At 71.0% G+C, this 18,667-nt stretch carries 13 protein-coding genes and 2 pseudogenes; 8 read left to right on the top strand and 7 right to left on the bottom strand.

Annotated features, from left to right (window positions below):
• Positions 1–152 precede the first annotated feature (152 nt).
• Positions 153–1,091, bottom strand: coding sequence for a lipase (locus tag TU30_RS16525; RefSeq protein WP_042170555.1), 939 nt, complete (start codon positions 1,089–1,091; stop codon positions 153–155).
• A gap of 452 nt (positions 1,092–1,543) precedes the next feature.
• On the opposite strand from TU30_RS16525, the gene TU30_RS16520 reads away from it, so the two are divergent.
• A complete protein-coding gene (locus TU30_RS16520; protein WP_234307883.1) occupies positions 1,544–1,684 on the top strand; it encodes a hypothetical protein in 141 nt (46 codons plus the stop codon).
• Between the two features lie 82 nt (positions 1,685–1,766).
• Here the strand turns inward: TU30_RS16520 and TU30_RS16515 are convergent, their stop codons facing one another.
• Complete coding sequence (locus tag TU30_RS16515; protein WP_042170550.1) at positions 1,767–3,479, bottom strand: tetratricopeptide repeat protein; 1,713 nt, start codon at positions 3,477–3,479, stop codon at positions 1,767–1,769.
• Positions 3,480–3,752: 273 nt separating this feature from the next.
• On the opposite strand from TU30_RS16515, the gene TU30_RS16510 reads away from it, so the two are divergent.
• Positions 3,753–4,574: an SAM-dependent methyltransferase gene (locus tag TU30_RS16510; RefSeq protein ID WP_042170547.1), complete on the top strand. Its 822-nt coding sequence runs from the start codon at positions 3,753–3,755 to the stop codon at positions 4,572–4,574.
• A gap of 113 nt (positions 4,575–4,687) precedes the next feature.
• On the opposite strand, the gene TU30_RS16505 is transcribed toward TU30_RS16510, so the two are convergent.
• Positions 4,688–5,620, bottom strand: coding sequence for a helix-turn-helix transcriptional regulator (locus TU30_RS16505; RefSeq protein ID WP_042170544.1), 933 nt, complete (start codon positions 5,618–5,620; stop codon positions 4,688–4,690).
• A gap of 131 nt (positions 5,621–5,751) precedes the next feature.
• Positions 5,752–5,982: a DUF397 domain-containing protein gene (locus TU30_RS16500; protein ID WP_042170541.1), complete on the bottom strand. Its 231-nt coding sequence runs from the start codon at positions 5,980–5,982 to the stop codon at positions 5,752–5,754.
• Positions 5,983–6,377: 395 nt separating this feature from the next.
• Here TU30_RS16500 and TU30_RS16495 point away from each other — a divergent pair, with 395 nt between their 5' ends.
• Entirely contained in the window at positions 6,378–6,923 is a 546-nt protein-coding gene (locus TU30_RS16495; RefSeq protein ID WP_078878316.1) for a hypothetical protein, read from the top strand.
• Positions 6,924–7,203: 280 nt separating this feature from the next.
• Here TU30_RS16495 and TU30_RS37280 read toward each other — a convergent pair.
• Positions 7,204–7,590 (bottom strand): annotated as a pseudogene (locus TU30_RS37280) (dihydrofolate reductase); the annotation flags it as partial.
• A gap of 272 nt (positions 7,591–7,862) precedes the next feature.
• Between TU30_RS37280 and TU30_RS16485 the strand changes: the two are divergent.
• The 3 genes from TU30_RS16485 (at position 7,863) to TU30_RS16475 (ending at position 12,837) form a co-directional block, all read left to right on the top strand.
• Positions 7,863–10,601 carry a SpoIIE family protein phosphatase gene (locus TU30_RS16485; RefSeq protein WP_199816863.1) on the top strand — a complete coding sequence of 913 codons (2,739 nt, stop codon included), beginning with the start codon at positions 7,863–7,865 and terminating at the stop codon, positions 10,599–10,601.
• A gap of 145 nt (positions 10,602–10,746) precedes the next feature.
• Positions 10,747–12,114, top strand: coding sequence for an FAD-dependent oxidoreductase (locus TU30_RS16480; protein ID WP_042170531.1), 1,368 nt, complete (start codon positions 10,747–10,749; stop codon positions 12,112–12,114).
• A gap of 225 nt (positions 12,115–12,339) precedes the next feature.
• The gene (locus TU30_RS16475; protein WP_042170529.1) at positions 12,340–12,837 is read left to right on the top strand and encodes a lamin tail domain-containing protein; all 498 of its coding nucleotides are present in this window, start codon (positions 12,340–12,342) and stop codon (positions 12,835–12,837) included.
• A gap of 39 nt (positions 12,838–12,876) precedes the next feature.
• Here the strand turns inward: TU30_RS16475 and TU30_RS16470 are convergent, their stop codons facing one another.
• Positions 12,877–15,246, bottom strand: a complete 2,370-nt coding sequence (locus TU30_RS16470) for a glycoside hydrolase family 65 protein (protein ID WP_042170528.1) — start codon at positions 15,244–15,246, stop codon at positions 12,877–12,879.
• Between the two features lie 201 nt (positions 15,247–15,447).
• On the opposite strand from TU30_RS16470, the pseudogene TU30_RS38315 reads away from it, so the two are divergent.
• A pseudogene (locus TU30_RS38315) lies at positions 15,448–15,794 on the top strand (transposase domain-containing protein); the annotation flags it as partial.
• On the top strand, positions 15,777–16,880 hold the full coding sequence (locus TU30_RS16465) for an IS4 family transposase (protein ID WP_370626667.1): 1,104 nt from the start codon (positions 15,777–15,779) through the stop codon (positions 16,878–16,880). The pseudogene TU30_RS38315 and the gene TU30_RS16465, both read left to right, overlap by 18 nt.
• Before the next feature lie 36 nt (positions 16,881–16,916).
• On the opposite strand, the gene TU30_RS16460 is transcribed toward TU30_RS16465, so the two are convergent.
• Positions 16,917–18,641, bottom strand: coding sequence for a GAF domain-containing sensor histidine kinase (locus TU30_RS16460; protein WP_042170527.1), 1,725 nt, complete (start codon positions 18,639–18,641; stop codon positions 16,917–16,919).
• Between the last annotated feature and the right edge of the window lie 26 nt (positions 18,642–18,667).

The raw sequence follows: 18,667 nt of genomic DNA, 5'->3' as shown, positions 1-18,667 counted from the left end.
CGCCCCACCAGCGGCTTTCCGCGGTGTGTCCGGTGTGCGTCGTGTGCCGCCGCCCACCCGGGACGCCTCTCGGCGGTGCACGCGCACAACGCCGGTGGCGGCCCGCGCCGTACGCGGGCCGCCACCGGAGCCTGTCGGTGTCCGACGGGACGTCAGGAGGTGTGCGGGCAGTTGCCCCGCGACTCCTCGATCGTGAGGCTCCGCCGCGGCAGCGGGCACAGGAACTGCTCGTAGCGGGTGTCATTGTCGATGAACCGCTTCAGCCACGAAATGCTGTACTTCGCGATCGTCGTGTTGCTGGAGTTGGGCGTGAAGTGGGAGGCGTTGTTCAGCTCCAGGTAGGCCCGGTCGAGGGAGGAGGGCAGACCGGTGTAGAGCGGCTCGGCGTGGGTGGAGACCGGGGCGACCGTGTCGCCGTCGGCCCCGAAGATCAGGGTGGGGGTCCTGACCTCGGGCCACGTCTTGTCGAGGTTCCAGGGCGTCAGCGGGATCGATGCCTGGAGCGAGGGCCGGTCCTTCGCCGCTTCGAGGCTGCCGCCCCCGCCCATCGAGTGGCCCATGACGCCGAGGCGGCTGCTGTCGACGCGTCCGCGGACCGCGCTGCGTCCGGTCAGGTAGTCGAGCGCGGCGAGCAGCTGGTCGCCGCGGGAGGCGGGCTGGTCGAGGGTGCTGTTCGTGTCGATGGTGAACACGACGAACCCCTGGGAGGCCAGGCGGGGGCCCAGCCAGGCGATGGAGGACTCGTAGGCGGTGAAGCCGGGGGAGACGGCGATCGCGCCGAACGTGCCGTCGGCGGTGCTGCTCGGGTAGTAGATGGTGCCTCCGCCGAAGACGGTGACGGCGAGCGAGGAGACCGAGGTCTCGGAGACGGAGTACGGGCCGCGCAGCGCCTCGATGCTGGACTCGGTCGGCGCCGGACCGCGCTCGTAGGGGTTGTCCGCGGCGTGGGCGCCGGGACCGGTGAGGGCGGTGAGACCGACTACGGCGACGACGGGCGCGGCCAGTCCGGTGAACCGTCCGGTCCTGCCGCGCCGGGTGCGGGAGGGGCGTGCGGCCGGGCCTGCGGTGCCGGTGTGGGGGTGCTGCTGCACGGCGAGGGGTCCTCTCTGTCGCGGCGGACCGTCCGGTGGCAGGTGCACGGGGGTACGACATGGGGGTGTCACCGTGCGCCGGCCGTGGGCGCCGCCGATGGGCTGGCGGTTGCCACTGTCGGAGAGAGGGCCGCCCTCGCGGACCGGCAATCTCACCGGTCTCATCGGCCCGCCGGGCGAGCGGCAGGGCGGCGGTGCTCGGCCGGGGGCCCTCGGCGTTCGGCACCGTGTGCGCCGGCGGAGCCGGGGCGGACGAGGAGGCGCGGTCACCGACCGAGTCGGCGCCGACGGTGACCGCCGTACGGAAACACACCCGCCCCGCACATCACCCGCTTGGTCCTCCCCGGGCGCCGCATCGGCCCGCGCCGTGCTCGTATGGAAGCGGCCTGCCTACCCGGAGGGAGCTGGGAATGCACGAGATGTGGTGCGGTGCGGACACTTCGGGGGAGCCTGTGTGGCATGTTCTGACCACCGACAGAACGACCACGCTGTGCGGGGTCGAGAAGGAGGACGAGCCCCGTCGCCGGGACGCGACGGACCGCCACTGCTTCCCCTGCATGGAGTCGTTCCAGGAGGTCGTGGAAGCCCACTGAGGACCGCGGCCCCCTGTTTCCGCCCCCCGGTACGGCCGGACGTCCCGGCGCCGGGACGTCCGGCCGTACCGGGGTCTTCGGCTCAGGCGCAGTGGCAGCCGTCCCCGGTGGTGCCCGCGTCCGCGCCAAAGACCGTCGGGCGGGTGTCCAGCCGGCAGAAGCAGGACGTCTCGATCGGTACGTCCGCCAGCGCGGCCGCCGCCTTGAGCTGTTGGGCCACGATCGCGGCCTCCCCCGTCCTGCCGGTGCGTGTCAGGCACTCGTGGAACCCGTGCAACGACCAGACGTTGCCCGGGTGCTGCAGCGGCCGGGGCAAGGTGGGATCGAGGCCGAGGTCGGCCCGGTAGACCGCCTCCGCCTCGCCCACGCGGCCCTGCTCCAGCAGCAGCGCCCCGTACGCGTGCCGGGTGGGCTGCATCCAGCCCCAGGGCTCGTCGTAGGGGAGGTTGTCGTCCAGCTCGACGGACCGCTCCAGTGCGGCGAACGCGTCGTCGTAGTCGCCCTTGCGGTAGGCGAGTTCACCGTCCAGCATCGCGGCCGCGATGGCGAGGATGTCCTGGCAGGTGTTGTTGAACAGCATCCGGGTGTCCGGCACCCGGTCCACCGCGGCGCGGAAGCTCTCCCGCTCGGCCTCGGCCCGGTCGATCTCCCCGGTCGCCGAGAGAGCGACGCCACGGGCGTAGTGGAGCATCGCGGTGGTCACGCGGTACAACACCGGGTCGGCGGGAAACGGCAGCGCCAGGACGGCGTCCCAGCGGCCGAAGCGGATGAGGACGTGGAAGCGCATCGCCAGGAAGCCCTCGAGCCAGTCGGCCATCGGCGGGCTCTGCACCCTGAGCAGTTCCTCGGGGACGGCGGCTTCGAGCTGCGCGGCGGCGTCCAGGGCGACCTTCGAGAGGCCCGCGAACATGGCGCCGTAGATCCTGAAGTGGTGGTTGTGGGCGCGGTAGAGGGTGTAGAAGTTCATGGCGCCGGACCGCGCGAGGTACTTCTCGTCGGCGGCGATCGCGAGGGTGTTGTCGGACACGACCCGTCGGTAGTCGCCGCACAGCACCTCGAGGTGCGAGGGCATGTGGCGCAGATGGCCGGCGTCGGGCACGGCGCCGCGCAGCCGGTCGGCGACCATGAGGGCCGCTTCCGGGGTGGGGGACATCTCCATCAAGTGGATGTACAGGTGCACGACGCCGGGATGCCGGGCGCCGCTGTCACCGGCGAGCGCCCGGTCGAGCACGGCCCTGGCCTCCAGGGTGCGGGCGCCCGCCGCGGGGCGGCCGGTCTTCAGGTCCCACAGCTGCCAGGGGGTGAGATTCATCAGGGCGTCCGCGCAGAGCACGGCGACGTCCGGGTCGTCGGGGGCGCTCTCGTACACCGCGAGCATGCGGTCCGCGTAGGGCTCGTTCCACACCGAGCAGTCCTCGACCGCCCGCCCCTGGGGGTAGCGGGCACGCAGGGCTCCGATGAGGGCACGCTCCACGGACGTGGCTCCCGCGGCCTTCTCGTGCGCCAATTCGACAGCGGTGTGGGTGCGTTCGACACTGCGGATGAGGTCGTCGCTGTCGAAGGCCTCCCAGGGCTTGTTGTAGTTCGGGCCGAGGGCGTAGGCGATGCCCCAGTAAGCCATGGCGCAGTCGGGGTCGGCCTCGGCCGCCCTCTCGAAGCAGGCGACCGCTTCCTCGTGGTTGAACGCATAGGTCCACAACAGTCCGCGATCGAACCAGAGTTGGGCCTCGGCCAGGGCGGTCGTCACGGGGCGGCGATAGCTGCCCAGGTCGTAGTAGTCGTCCGTGGCGTCCATGACCGTCTCCCGGGAAAGCGACTGAATCGGCCGGCCGGCCCCGCCCGCCGCACACACCGGAGGGGACGAAACCGACGATACCGCCACACTCCCCCCCCCGTACAGATTCTCACGCCATGCGGTCACCCGGTGACAACCGGTACCGGCAACGATGGTCCCTCCACTCCCGCAGGACCTTGTTCACCGATGGGCTGGACCCACTCGCGCAGCGCTACCTAGGATGTACTCCCTGTCCAGCCAGTCCAGTTGGAGCGGCACTCCGCAGGGGGAACGATGCACACCGGCAATCAGCTGTCCACCGAGATCGACGCGACCGTGCCGACAGCCGCACGCATGTACGACTACTACCTGGGCGGCAAGGACAACTATGCGACCGACCGTGCCGCCGTGGAAGAGCTCGACAAGGTGGTGCCCAGCACACGCCGCCTGGCTCTGAACAACCGGCGCTTCCTCCAGCGGGTCGTCCGGGTCCTCACGCAGGAGTACGGGATCCGGCAGTACCTCGACCACGGCTCCGGCCTGCCCACCCAGGAGAATGTTCACCAGGTCGCCCAGCGCATCGACCCGACCACCCATGTGGTGTATGTCGACAACGACCCGATGGTGCTGGTGCACGGGCGCGCGCTGCTGGAGCAGGACGAGCGCACGGCGGTCATACAGGCCGACATGCGGGAGACCGACTCGATCTTCGACCACGCCGAGACGCGGCGTCTGATCGACTTCTCGCGGCCGGCCTGCGTGCTGTTCAACTCCGTGTTCCACTGCATCCCGGACAGCGACACCCACGGCCCGATCGCCGTGGCCCGCCGGGTCCGGGAACGGCTCGCGCCCGGCAGCTTCCTGGTGATGTGCCAGTTGGTCAGCGAGGACCTCGAAGTCCGCGAGTCGGTCACGGAGTTCATGGACCAGGCAACCCAGGGGAACTGGGGCCGGGTGCGCACGAAGAGCGACGTCGCGTCGTACTTCGAGGGCTTGGAAGTCCTGGAGCCGGGTCTGGTGGAGGTGTCCACCTGGCGTCCGGACACCGAGGTGGCGCCCCGTCAGCTCACCCAGGAGTGGATCGAGTTCGGCGGCGTGGGCCGGATCCCGCTGTAGGACCCCACGGGCGTACGCCCCTCCGCCCGGTCACGGCAAAGCCCCTCGCGGCCCCGGTGATTCCGAGCGGACAGGGGCGTTCGCGTCGCGTTCCGGCTCGAGGTGCCGGGGTGTCACGACCCGGACTGCGGATCCGGGTAGCGATCCCGCATGGTGGCGCGCAGCAGGTCCAGGGATTCACGGGGCCGAAGGGCCTCGTCGGCGAGGCGGTCCAGTACGATCCGGTACTCCTCCGTCTCGTCGAGGTCCTCGAGGAAGTTGGCGCTCTTGATGTGCTCCAGGTAGACCACGTCGGGCAGATCGAGGCCGCCGAAGCGCAGATACGTCACCGGGATGGCGGGAGCCGACGCGTTCGTCACGCTCAACGGCACGATCTGTACGGTGACGTTGGAGCGCTCGGCCATCCGCACGAGGTGGGCGAGCTGTTCCCGCATCACCTCGGCGCTGCCCAGCACGCGCAGCAGAACCGACTCGTCGATGATCGCCCACAGCTGTGGGGCGCCCTCGCGCATCAGCAACGCGGCCCGCCGCATTCGGAGTTCGACACGACGCTGCACCTCACTCGCCGGCGCGTTGGTCAGGCCGCGCTCCACCACCGCACGGGTGTAGGCGGCGGTCTGCAGCAGCCCGGGGACGTACTGGATCTCGAAGGTGCGGATGGTGGCGGCGGCCTCCTGCAGTCCGACCAGCCGGTCGAACCACTCGGGCATCAGCCGCTTGTCGTACCGCTGCCACCAGCCCGGCTCCCCGGCCCGCCGGAGCAGTTTGACCAGGACCGAGACCTCGTAGTCGTCCGTGCCGTACAGCTCCAGCAAGGCCCGGACGTCGCGCTCCGTCGGCGGGCGACGCCCCTTGCCGGACTCGATGCGGGACAGCTTCGCCGCGCTGAAGCCGACGGAGCGCGCCGCCTGGTCCTGGGGCAGCCCGGCGTCCTCGCGGAAGCCGGCCAACTGCACACCGACCAGCATCTTCAGCAGGGTCGGAGCCGGCTCGGGCCGGTCCAGATAGGGCTCCAGACGGGAGATACGATGCGACGCGGCGGACATCCCGACTCCCAGCAGACCGGCACAAGGGCGGTTTACACTATCGCACCTCACTGTGCCGCCGTGTATGCGACCCACAGAATCCTTACAGAAGTCGGCAGTTGAACTCCGCTTCACCGCGTCGGTCGGCCGCATCAGACCAGGTGGTCGAACTCGCCGTCCTTCACCCCGGCCAGGAACGCCGCCAGTTCCGCCGACGTGTAGACCAGGGCGGGCCCGTCGGGGTCACGGGAGTTGCGCATCGCCACACCCCCGTCGCCCAGCGGGGCCACCTCGACGCAGTTGCCCTCGGCGTTGCTGTGCCGGCTCTTGATCCAGCAGGCGTCCAAGGAACTCGCCCGCACTCCGTTCCACACTCCTGGCACCGAAGCCTCCTTGCTGTTCCTGCGCACTGCCGGGCGGTGCCCGGCCGTTCGCCGGGGCGGATCACACGTGATCCGCCCCGGTCCACCCCCGTCCGTTCCCGAAAAAACTTCACGCAATTTCTCATGCAATTGCACGCGACCGCTCTCGGTGTGGATAATAGCTGGGGCGTCAACCCCCCTGTTGGCGGACCGTCCTGACGTCGCATCGAGGAGACGGCATGTCCTCACCTGCGCACCGAGTGATCCGGTCGGCCGTCGGCGCCGACGGCCCGTCCGAGGCATGGGGCCGGCCCCGGGTGCCCCCGGCACGCAGGACGGCCCGGGCCCGGCTGTCGGCCCGGCCGCCCGCCTGACCCTCCCCCATTCGACCCGACCGCCGCGAAAGGCCCCACGCGATGCGCAGCGCTTCTACGGAACAGCCGAGCAGCGAGCGCCCTGTGCGCCACACGTCCCCGACCGGAATGGCCCGTACGACACCGCTCATGTCACTGTCCCGCGTGCCGTGGCGGGACATCCAGGACTCCACCGGATCGGCGGCGGCCGTCCCTCTGCTGCTCAACGCCATCGCCTGGGGGGACGCCGACACCGCCCGGTCCGCCCTGGAGGATCTGCGGAAACGGATCTGCCAGTACGGCTTCGTGGTGGAGCAGGCGACGGCCGCCACCGTCCCCTTCCTCTGGGAGCTGGCGCAGCTGCCGCACGTGACCTGTCGTGCCGAGATCATCCGTCTGCTCAGGGCCATCGCCGACGCCCGGCAGTGGGAAAGCACCGCCGCCGCGTACCCCAAGCTGCTCAACCACCGCGAGAACCCGGTCGTCTGGGAGCGGGCCGCCCGGCAGGCCGTGCGCGCACGGCGGGGCGACCTGCGCCACCTGATGGACGACCAGGACACCAGAATCGCCCGTGCCACGACGGAGCTGGCCCACGCGCTGGCCGAGTGAGCCCCGCTCGAGCGCCGTTGGGGGACGAGCGCCGAGGGGGCCAGTGGCACGGGGAGCGGACCGCGCGACCGGTAACGCACCACTGGTCGCGCGGTCCGTGGGGGCCGACCGGACCGACCACCCCACCGGGAAGTGATGCCCTGTGGGCTGCTTCTCCGTCCTGCTTCCCGAAGCGGTACCTCAGATGGACCGCGACGGGCGAGCCGACCACCCGGACCGCATCGAGGGTCCGCCGCTCCGCGCCGGACTCCTCGAAGAACCGCGGTGCCGCGCCGAGGAGCACGGGCACCGCGTGCGGCTGCAGCTCTCCGATGAGCCCCTCACCGAGGTGCTGCCGCACCGTGCTCGCCCCGCCCACGATGTCGACGTCCCCGCCCCCGGCGACGGCCTTCGCCGGTCGGGGGCGCTGTGGAAGCCGTCGGTGACGAAAGCGAAAGTGGTGCCGCACTCCTTTGACCAGGGCCGGCCGGGGTCGATGGGTGAGCACGGGGACCGGGGTGCGGAACGGCGGGTCGTCACCCCGGGACTCCTCGTCCAGGTCGTACGTCGTCCGGCCCGTGACCACCCCTCCGGTGTCGTCGGACCACTCCCGCACGAGCTCGGAGTCGCGGTTCTCCTCGCCACCGGGGATGCCCTGGCGTTGCCGCCGGCTCGCCGGACTGTGCATCCGGCCGAAGAGCGCCTCGGCGCCGTCGCCTCCTGGGTCGTCAGGGGCGACACCGGTGCCTGACCCGTGACCGCCGAGGGCGAGGGCCGATGTCTGCGGTCACGGTGGATCCCCCTGAGGTCGCGGGAACGTACTCCTTTCACCCCCACGCCGATCGGGAACCGGCGCTTTCGACATGCGCCGGCAGTTCCTCCGCCGGCTGCTCGGCCCCTGGCTCCACGTGCCCATCCGGCCGAAAGCGCGCGTTTCCGGGCTGTGGGTAAGCTCGGCACATGGTCCGACTGATGGGTCGTTCCCAGGCCCGGTCGCCCCAGCGGCCCAGCACCACGGCCTCCGTACGTCGGCAGCGGCAGGGAGGCGGTGACTCCCGGTGGCACCCACCGAAGTGGCTCCGGTCCCTGCTGAGCGCCCGCAGCGTCGCCGGACAGGTCTTCATCCTGTACGTCGTGATCGTGCTGCTGCTGGTCGTGTCCGCCGTGTTCGCCCTGGTGCTGCAAGTACGGCACGACAGCACACTGGAGGCCCGCAACCGCTCCCTCGCCGTGGCGGAGACACTGGCCCACTCGCCGGGCATCGTCGAGGCACTCGAGTCCCCCGATCCCACCCTTCTGCTCCAGCCGCGGGCGGAGGCCATCCGCACACAGGCCGAGGTCGACTTCGTCGTCGTCATGAACACCGACGGAATCCGCTACACGCACCCGAAGACGGACCGGATCGGCAAGAAGTTCGTCGGCACCCTCCAGCCCGCGCTGGCCGGACAGCCGGTGACCGAGGAGATCACCGGCACCATCGGCCCACTGGTCCAGGCCGTGGTGCCGGTGAACAACCCCGACGGCGTTGTCGTGGGTCTCGTGTCGGCCGGCATCACGACCGAGAACGTCGGCGGCGTCGCCGAGGAGCAGCTGCCCCTGGTGCTGGCCGCGGGGGCGGTCGCGCTCGTGCTGGCCACCACCGGAGCGGCCCTGGTCAGCAGGCGCCTGCTGCGGCAGACCCACGGACTGGGTCCGCACGAGATGACCCGCATGTACGAGCACCACGACGCGGTGCTGCACGCGGTGCGGGAAGGCGTGGTCATCGTCGACGACGACGGCACCCTGCTGCTCGCCAACGACGAGGCGCACCGGCTGCTCGGCCTGCCCGAGGACGCGGAGGGCCGTGACGTGCTCGCCCTCCCCCTCGACCCCGGCACCGCCGAACTGCTGTCCTCGGGACGGGTCGCCACGGACGAGGTGCACCGGGTCGGCGACCGGCTGCTGGCGGTCAACCAGCGGTCCACCGACCGCGTGGGAGGCCCGCCCGGCAGCGTCGCCACGGTCCGCGACTCCACGGAGCTGCGCGCCCTGTCCGGCCGGGCCGAGACCGCGCGGGAGCGGCTCGACATGCTCTACGACGCCGGTGTGGGCATCGGGACCAGCCTGGACGTGGCGCGCACGGCCGAGGAACTGGCGGAACTGGCCGTACCGCGGTTCGCGGACTTCGCCACGGTGGACCTGTTCGAGACGGTGCTGGCCGGCGGTGAGCCGGACATGGCGGGGTCGGTGCGCCGCACGGCGATGACCGGCATCCGCAAGGAGACCCCGCTGTACCCGGTGGGCAGCCGGACCCGGTTCGTCGGATCGTCCCCGCAGGGCCGCAGCCTGGCCTCCGGCCGGTCGCTCATCGAGCCCCGGCTGAGCGAGGCCCCGGGGTGGCGGGCGCAGGACATGGAGCGCTCCGGGCAGATCGTGGCGTACGGGATCCACTCGCTGATCACCGTGCCGCTGCGGGCCGGTTCCCTGGTGCTGGGCGTGGTCAGCTTCTGGCGTTGCGGGAAGCCCGAGCCGTTCGACGAGGAGGAGCTGGCCCTGGCGGAGGAACTGGTCGCACGGGCCGCGGTGTCCATCGACAACGCCCGCCGGTACACGCGCGAGCACAGCATGGCGGTGACGCTCCAGCGCAGTCTGCTGCCGCGCAGCCTGCCCGAGCAGAGCGCGCTGGAGATCGCCTACCGCTATCTGCCCGCGCAGGCCGGGGTGGGCGGCGACTGGTTCGACGTCCTGCCGCTGTCCGGTGCGCGGGTCGCGCTGGTGGTCGGCGACGTCGTCGGGCACGGGCTGCACGCGGCGGCCACCATGGGGCGGCTGCGCACGGCGGTGCACAACTTCTCGGCGCTCGACCTGCCGCCCGACGAGCTGCTGGGCCTGCTCGACGAGCTGGTCGGCCGCATCGACCAGGACGAGGCGCAGGACGAGCACAGCGCCCCGGTGACCGGGGCGACCTGTCTGTACGCCGTCTACGACCCGGTCACCCGGCGCTGCACCGTCGCCCGCGCGGGACATCCGCCGCCCGCGCTGATCCGCCCGGACGGCACCGTGCGGTACGCGGACGTGCCCGTCGGCCCGCCCCTGGGGCTGGGCGGGCTGCCGTTCGGGACGGCCGAACTGGAGCTGGCGGAGGGCAGCCGACTGGTCCTGTACACGGACGGGCTCGTCGAGGACCGCAGTCATGACATCGACGTCGGTCTCGAGCTGCTGCGCGAGGCGCTGTCCCGGGCCGGGGACTCCCCCGAGGACACCTGCCGGGCCGTGCTGCAGGCCCGGCGTCCGGTCAAGGCGCGGGACGACATCGCCCTGCTCGTGGCGCGTACGCAGGCGCTTCCCGAGGACCGGATCGCCCGGTGGCCGGTGCCGTCCGACCCGGCGGCGGTCGCCGAGGTGCGTGCCACGATCGCGCGGAAACTGTCCGAGTGGGGCCTGGACGAGCTGGTCTTCACCACAGAGCTGATCCTGAGCGAGCTGGTCACCAACGCGATCCGCCACGGCGGCGGCCCCATCGAGGTACGGGTGCTGCGCGACCGCAATCTGATCGTCGAGGTCTTCGACAACAGCAGCACGTCTCCGCATCTGCGGTACGCGACCATGAACGACGAGGGCGGGCGTGGCCTGTTCCTGGTGGCGCAGATGTCGGAGCGGTGGGGCACCCGCTACCTGCCGACCGGTAAGATCATCTGGGCCGAGCAGCACATCCCGTGATCCGTGGAGGGCTGCCCGGGGACCCACCAGGGCAGTCATAAGGTCCACTTATGAGTCCATAGACCGGACCCGCGTACCAGGTTAGGCATGCCTTAGTTTAGGATTTCCGGCGAGGCTCTTGTCATCGCTCGAAGGGAACCTGACCATGCCCCGCCCCCTGCGGGTAGCCGTCGTGGGATCCGGCCCCGCCGGGATCTACGCCGCCGACGCCCTGCTCAAGTCCGACGTTGCCGCCGACCCGGGTGTCTCGATCGACATCTTCGAGCGCATGCCGGCACCGTTCGGCCTGATCCGTTACGGCGTCGCTCCCGACCACCCGCGGATCAAGGGAATCATCACAGCCCTGCACCAGGTGCTCGACAAGCCGCAGATCCGGCTGTTCGGCAACGTGGACTACGGTACCGACATCCACCTCGACGACCTGCGCGCGTTCTACGACGGCGTGATCTTCGCCACCGGCGCGACCGCCGACCGGGCGATGTCCTCCCTCCCGGGGATCGGCCTCGACGGCTCGTACGGTGCGGCGGACTTCGTCTCCTGGTACGACGGGCACCCGGACGTGCCGCGCACCTGGCCGCTGAATGCGGAGAAGGTCGCCGTGCTCGGGGTCGGCAATGTCGCCCTGGACGTCGCCCGCATCCTCGCCAAGACGGCGGAGGAGCTGCTGCCGACCGAGATCCCGCCGAACGTCCACGAAGGACTGCAGGCCAACAAGGCGCGGGAGATCCACGTCTTCGGCCGCCGCGGCCCGGCGCAGGCGAAGTTCAGCCCGATGGAGCTGCGGGAGCTGGACCACTCCCCCACCATCGAGGTCGTCGTCGACCCCGAGGACATCGACTACGACGAGGGGTCGATCGCCACCCGGCGCGGCAACAAGCAGGCCGACATGGTCGCGAAGACGCTGGAGAAGTGGGCGATCCGCGACGTCGGCGACCGCCCGCACAAGCTGTTCCTGCACTTCTTCGAGGCGCCGTCGGAGATCCTCGGCGAGGACGGCAGGGTGACCGGCCTGCGCACCGAGCGCACCGAGCTCGACGGCACCGGAAACGTCAGGGGCACCGGCGAGTTCAAGGTCTGGGACGTCAGCGCGGTCTACCGCGCGGTGGGCTATCTGTCCGACAGACTCCCCAAGCTGCCCTGGGACATCGACTCCGGCACCGTTCCGGACGAGGGCGGCCGGGTCATCCAGGAGAACGGCGAGCACCTGACGTCGACGTACGTCACCGGCTGGATCCGGCGCGGCCCCATCGGCCTGATCGGCCACACCAAGGGCGACGCCAACGAGACGGTCTCGAACCTGCTGGACGACTTCGCCAACGGACGGCTGCAGACGCCCGCGGCTCCCGAGCCCGAGGCCGTGGACGCGTTCCTCGCCGAACACTCCGTCCGCTACACCACCTGGGACGGCTGGTACCGGCTGGACGCCGCGGAGAAGGCGCTGGGCGAGCCGCAGGGGCGCGCGCGCGTGAAGCTCGTCGAGCGCGAGGACATGCTGCGGGAGAGCGGCGCCTGACCTGATCCCGGTCGCGACGACGTACCGGCGAGCGCCCGTTCGGTCCTGACGGACCGGGCGGGCGCTCCGTCACGTGCGCGGGGACTTGGTTCCGCCGGGCCCGTGGGGCCCGTTGGGGCTGCGGGACCTGCCGGGTGTAGGCGGGATCGGAATTGTGTACTATCCGATCCTTCACTTCATCACCACATGATCCTCACGCAAAGGTCGTGCAGGGGGGACCAGTTCATGCGTATACGCACCGCTGCCGTCGCGACCACAGCCGTCGCGGGGGCCCTGGCCGCCCTGACGGCCGTTCCGGCGCACGCCGCCGAGTACACCTCAGCGCTGAAGGTCCGCGGCGTCCAGTACGACGCTCCGGGGCGCGACTCCAACAAGTGCTCCACGGGCAACACGCACCAGGAGTACCTGACGATCAAGAACTACTCGTCGACGAAGACCGTGAACCTCAGGGGATACGTCGTCAAGGACGCCGCCGGGAACCGGTTCGTCTTCAAGGCCGACCACTACCTCCAGCCCCGCGACCACGTGAAGCTGCGCGGCGGCAACGGCACCGACTCCGACAGGAACAACGTCGTCTACCGCGACAACTGCAATTTCATCTGGAACAACGACAAGGACACGATCTACCTCGTCAAGCCGACGGGCAGCCGCGCCGACGCGCACGCGTACACGAAGCGCGGCTCCGACCGGGACGGCGACGGGTACATCACGTTCCACAAGTGACCCGTAACCGGTACCCGGTGACCTGTCGCCGCCGGACCGTCAGTCCGTGAGGGGCAGGTGGCCCGTCTCCCCCGGCTGGAGGCGGGCCGTACGGTCCGGTAGGCGTACGCCGACGGGACCGGGTCCCGACGAGGGTACGGCGATCTCCACGCGCCCGCGCTCCAGGCGCAGCCGGACGCCCCAGTGGCCGCGGTAGCGCAGGGTGAAACCGTAGGAGGACAGCTCCGGCAGGGGGACCGGATCCAGCCGCAGGTCGCCGTTGCGCGTCTCCAGGCCGGGCAGCCCGCGCTGGACCAGGTCGAGGGTCCCGGCCATGGCGCCGAGGTGGATCCCCTCACCGGTGGTGCCGCCCTGGATGTCGGCGATGTCGCCACGCAGGGCCTCCTGGCAGAACGTCCAGGCCTCGGCGCGCCGGTCGCGGGCCAGTACCCATCCGTGGACGAGGCCGCTGAGGGTGGACCCGTGACTGGTGCGGTGCAGGTAGTGGTCCACCGTGAGGCGCCAGGTCGCCTCGTCCATCCCGTACCCCAGCCGGCGGAAGAGGCCGCGCAGTTCGGCCGGGGAGAACAGATACCCGAGCATCAGGACGTCCGCCTGTTTCGAGGCCCGGTAGCGGTTGACGGTGTCGCCCTCGGCCTCCAGGATCCGGTCCAGGCGCCGGATGTCCTCGTAACGCCGCCGGTAGTCCCGCCAGTCGAGTTCGGCGAGCTTTCCGTAGCCCTCGAACTGGCTGACGACGCCGTCGTGGAAGGGCACGTGCAGGGCTCGGGAGACCTCCTCCCACCTCTCGAGTTCGCTCCGGTCGAGGCCCGTGTGTTCGTCGAGCTCCCGCCGGCGCGGCTCGGGCAGGTCGCGCAGCACGTCCAGGGTGTGGGCGAGCACCCAGGCCGCGGTGACGTTCGTGTAGGCGTTGTCGTCGACTCCGGGCCCTGAGGCGTCGGGGTAGGCGTCGTGGTACTCGTCGGGACCCATCACCCCCTTGATGCGGTAGCGGCCCAGGAGCGGGTCGTAGGCGGCGGCGTCCGACCAGAAACGGGAGATCTGCAGCAGCAGTTCGGCACCCTTGGTGTGCAGGAACTCGGTGTCGCAGGTGGCCTCGCAGTACTGCCGCACGTTGTACGCGATCGCCGAGCCCACATGGTGCTGGAGGCGGGAGTGGTCGGGTACCCAGTGGCCCGACCGCGGGTTGAGGTGGACCTGTTGGGCCTCCTCCCGGCCGTCGCTGCCGCTCTGCCAGGGAAACATGGCCCCTCGCCGTCCGGCGTCCCGGGCTGCGGTGCGGGCCCGGTCGAGACGCCGGTGGCGGTAGTGCAGCAGGGCTCGGGAGACCTCGGGGAAGTGCAGGTTGAGATAGGGCAGCACGAACAGCTCGTCCCAGAAGACGTGCCCGCGGTACGCCTCTCCGTGCAGGCCCCGGGCCGGTACGCCGACGTCCAGGTCGGCGGTGTGCGGGGAGAGGGTCTGCAGTACGTGGAAGAGGTGCAGGCGCAGGATGGTGCCGGCCTCCCCGGGCACGTCCAGCTCGCCCCGGCGCCACAGCCGGCCCCAGGCCGTCCGGTGGGACTCCACCAGCTCCGCGAAGCCGGCGACGCGGCCCACCCGGTCGACGGCGGCGTGCAGGGGGTCGCTGATGGCCGGGTCGCGTGAGGTGTACAGGGCGACGATCTTGTCCACGGTCGCCGTACGGCCCGCGGTCAGGTGCAGACGTGTCAGCTGGACGGCCCGCGGTTTCTCCTCGTGGAGGGTGACGGGTGCCTCGGAGAGCAGCCGGGACGCCTGGGCGATCCGGATGCCGGAGGTGCGGGTGCGGCAGCGCAGCCACACGGTGTCCGGTGTCGTGCTGCCGCTGTGCACATGGGTCAGGTGACGGCCGTCCAGGTCCCGGTAGCGGGCCACTCCGGCGTTGGTGACGCCGCCGTCGAGGGCCGCCTCGACCTCGAGTGCGCCGGAGTGCCCCTCGGGCGTGAACTCGGTGCGCAACGCGGCCAGATGAGGATCGGCCATGTGGACCAGGCGTTCCTGGCGCACCCTCAGTACCCGGCCCTCCCCCAGGTCGTACCGGGTCAGGCGCTCCAGCAGTCCCGCGGAGAGCAGGAGGGTCTCACGGTGGTCGAGCACGGTCGCCGTGTCGGGGGTGAGCCACGGCCCCCCGGGCAGCCGGAACCGCAGGGGCAGCCAGTTGGGCAGGTTGACGAGGTCCTCGTTCTCGATGCGCCGTCCGGCCACCTCGGAGGTGAGCCGGTCGTAGCAGCCGGCCGCGTACGTGCCCGGGTAGTGCACGTCGTCGGCGGCGCACTCCGGCAACGCACCCCGGGTGGCGAAGAAGCCGTTGCCGAGCGTGCACAGCGACTCCCGCAGGCGTGCCTCAGCGGGGTCGTATCCCTCGTACTCCCAGGTCCAGCCGGCCACGTCGACGCTCCTTCCCCCAGCAGACCCAGCGGGCTGCGGTGGTTGCGCACGGGGTACCCGCGCGGGACGGGAACACACACCGGCCGCAGCCGCCTCCGGAACACCGCCGCGGTGCCCGTGCGGGAGGGCTAGCGCCAATGCCGTGAAGTTAACGGGTCTCGTGGGTTGTCCAGGGGCCTGTAGGTGAGGGTTTGGCCGGACATGAAGAGCGGAGCCCCGGTAGAACTGGCAGTCGTCCAAGACAGCCGTTCACAAAGACCGGAGGCTCCGCTGTCCGGACAGCCTGCCATCACCCGTGCCGTTACGGTGGCCGGAGGCCGGTTCGCGCCCGGTCATCTCGGTGAACTTACCCAGCTTGTGCCCTTCGAGATGGTCGATGAGGCGCTGAGCGCGACCAGGGCTGTGCAGTCGCGGCTGCGGGATCTGCCCTCCCGGGTCGTGATCTACCTGGTCCTGGCCGCGTGTCTGTTCCCGGAGGTGGGATACCCGGCGTGTGGCGCAAGCTCACCGGGGCGCTCGTCGGCTTACCGCTGGTCGCGCCCACGGCGAGCGCGCCGGCCCAGGCCCGCCGACGTGTCGGCAGCAAGCCGCTGCGGTGGCTGTTCGACCTGCTGCGCGGGCCCGCCGCAACCCTGCACGGACCACAGACCCACTGGCGCGGGCTGCTGGTGGTCGCACTCGACGGCACCACCATGACCGTGCCCGACAGTCCCGCCGTCCTGACCAGGTTCACCAAGCAGGCGGGCAACCACGGCGGGACCGGCTACCCGCAGATCCGCCTCCTCGCCCTGGTCGCCTGCGGCACCCGCACCCTCATCGATGCGGTGTTCGGCCCCATCACCTCGGGCGAGACCACCTACGTCCCGCGCCTGCTGCCCAGCCTCCGGCCGGGGATGATCCTGCTGGCCGACCGCAACTTCGCCGCCCAGAAACTGGTGGCCGGTATCGCGGACACCGGAAGCGAGGTCCTGGTCCGGCTCAAGAACGGCCGCCGGATGCCGGCCCTGGCCCGCTACCGGGACGGCTCCTACCTCTCGGTGCTCGGCCCGGTACGGGTTCGCGTCGTCGACTGCGAGATCACCATCACCACCACCGCCGGGAAGCACACCGGTCTCTACCGGCTGGCCACCACCCTGCTCGACCACAACCGCCACCCGGCAGCCGAACTCGCCACCCTGTATCACCAGCGCTGGGAGATCGAAACCGCCTACCTGGAACTGAAGTCGACCATTCTGGGCGGCCGCGTCCTGCGGGCCCGTACCCCCGGAGGCGTCGAGCAGGAGATCTACGCGCTGCTGGTGGTCTACCAGCTGCTACGGACGGCCATGGCGGATGCAACCAGCACCCGGCCCGGCACCGATCCGGACCGGGCCGGCTTCACCATCGCCTGGCAGGCCGCCCGCGACCAGATCATCCTGGCCGCGGGCGTCATCGCCGACACCGTCATCGACCTGGCAGGCACCATCGGCCGACACATCCTGGCCGCACTGCTGCCCGCACGACGGCTCCGCGTCAGCCCCCGGATCGTCAAACGCGCCATCTCCAAGTACCAGGCCCGGGGCCCCCGCATCGACCGGAGCAGCTACAAAGCCACCACCAGCAGCATCGAAATCCTCGCGGCCACCAGCCCTTGACAACACAACCCAACCGCAAACTTCACGGCCTTGGGACTAGCCCTCCCGCACGGGCACGCGCCACACCAGGGTGGTGCCGCGGTCGGAGGCGCTGTCGATCTCCAGATCGCCGCCCAGTTGCACGGCGCGCTCGGCCATGTTGCGCAGTCCGCTGCGGCGACCGCCCTCCGGGATGCCCACACCGTTGTCGGCGACGGTCAGCCGCACCTCGCGGCCGTCGGTCTCCAGGGCCACGTCCACCCGGTCGGCACGCGCGTGCCGGGCGATGTTGGTCAGGGCCTCGGACAGGACGGCCACCAGATGGTCGGCGGTCTCCTTCGGCACATGGGTGTCGACCAGGCCCTCCATCCGTACGCTGGGCGCGAAGCCCAGCACGGGGGCCACCTCGCCGACCACCCGCACGGCGCGGGCCCGCAGGCCGGCCCCGGAGGCGGCGTCGTGGGCACGCAGGCCGAAAATGGTCGATCTGATGATCTTGATGGTCTCGTCCAGGTCGCCCACCGCCCGGGAGACCCGCTCCGCGGCCTCCTTGTGCTCGATGAAACGGCCGGCGCTCTGCAGCGTCATCCCGGTGGCGAACAGCCGCTGAATGGCCAGGTCGTGCAGGTCCCGGGCGATCCGGTCGCGGTCCTCGAGCACCGCGATCTGTTCGGCGTCGCGGCGACGCTCCGCCAGTTCCATCGCCACCGCCGCCTGCGCGGCGAAGCCCTGCAGCGGCTCGATCTCCTTGTCGGAGAACTCGCTGCGGCCGGCGGCGCGCACCAGCAGGACGATGCCCCGTACGCCGCCCTCCGACCCGACGGGCACGGCCACCGCAGGGCCGAGGCCTGCGAAGCGAGGCGGTCCGGACGACATCCGCTCGTCGCAGGAGACGTCCGGGCTGGTGACGGGGGCGGCGGCGGTGAACGCCCGGCCCAGAAGGCTGTCGTCGACAGGGACGACGAGCCCGCGGTGGGCCTCGGCCTCCTGGCCCATGGCGAGTTCCACGGTCAGCGACGCGGTGCCCTCCATCGGCACCGCCACCTCGGCGAGTGCCGCGCCGGTGATCTCCATGGCCCGTTCCGCGATCAGCAGGAGGGTTTCACTGCCGCCGCTTCCGGATATCAGGGCGTGGGTGATCTCCGTGTTCGCCTGCAGCCACCGCTCCCGCAGCCGGGACTCCTCGTACAGCCGGGCGTTGTCGATGGCGACACCGGCGGCTACGGCCAGGGTCGACAGGACCGATTCGTCCTCCTCGTCGAACTGCGCCCCGGCACGCTTCTCGGTGAGGTACAGATTGCCGAAGATCTGGTCGCGGACCCGGATGGGGACGCCGAGGAAGCTGTTCATCGGCGGGTGGTGGGCGGGGAAACCGAAGGACGCGGAGTGCTCGGACAGCTTCGTCAGCCGCAGCGGCTGGGGGTGCCGGATCAGCTCCCCGAGGATGCCGTGACCCTCGGGGTAGTGGCCGATGCGGGCGATCTCCTCGTCGCTGATGCCGACCGTGTGGAAGGCCGACAGCCGCTTGCCGTCGGGGCCGATCACGCCGAGAGCGGCGTACTCGGCGTCCACCAGCACCGCTGCGGCGTCGACGATGCTGTGCAGGACCTGTTTCAGGTCCAGCTCGCGGCCCACCTCGAGGACGGCCTCCAGCAGGCTGTGCACCCGGTCGCGCGTGCCGCGGGCCGCGTCGATCCGGGCCTGGAGCTCCTCCAACAAGTCGTCCAGCCGCAACTGCGGCAGCAGCGGACGGGGGTCCCCGTCCCGCTCGGAGCTCTCCACCCGTAGTCCTCCCGTTCGCTCGCCCT

The organism is Streptomyces sp. NBRC 110035, assembly GCF_000829695.1.
Classification (GTDB): Bacteria; Actinomycetota; Actinomycetes; order Streptomycetales; family Streptomycetaceae; genus Streptomyces.
This window is presented reverse-complemented; position numbering and strand designations above follow the sequence as displayed.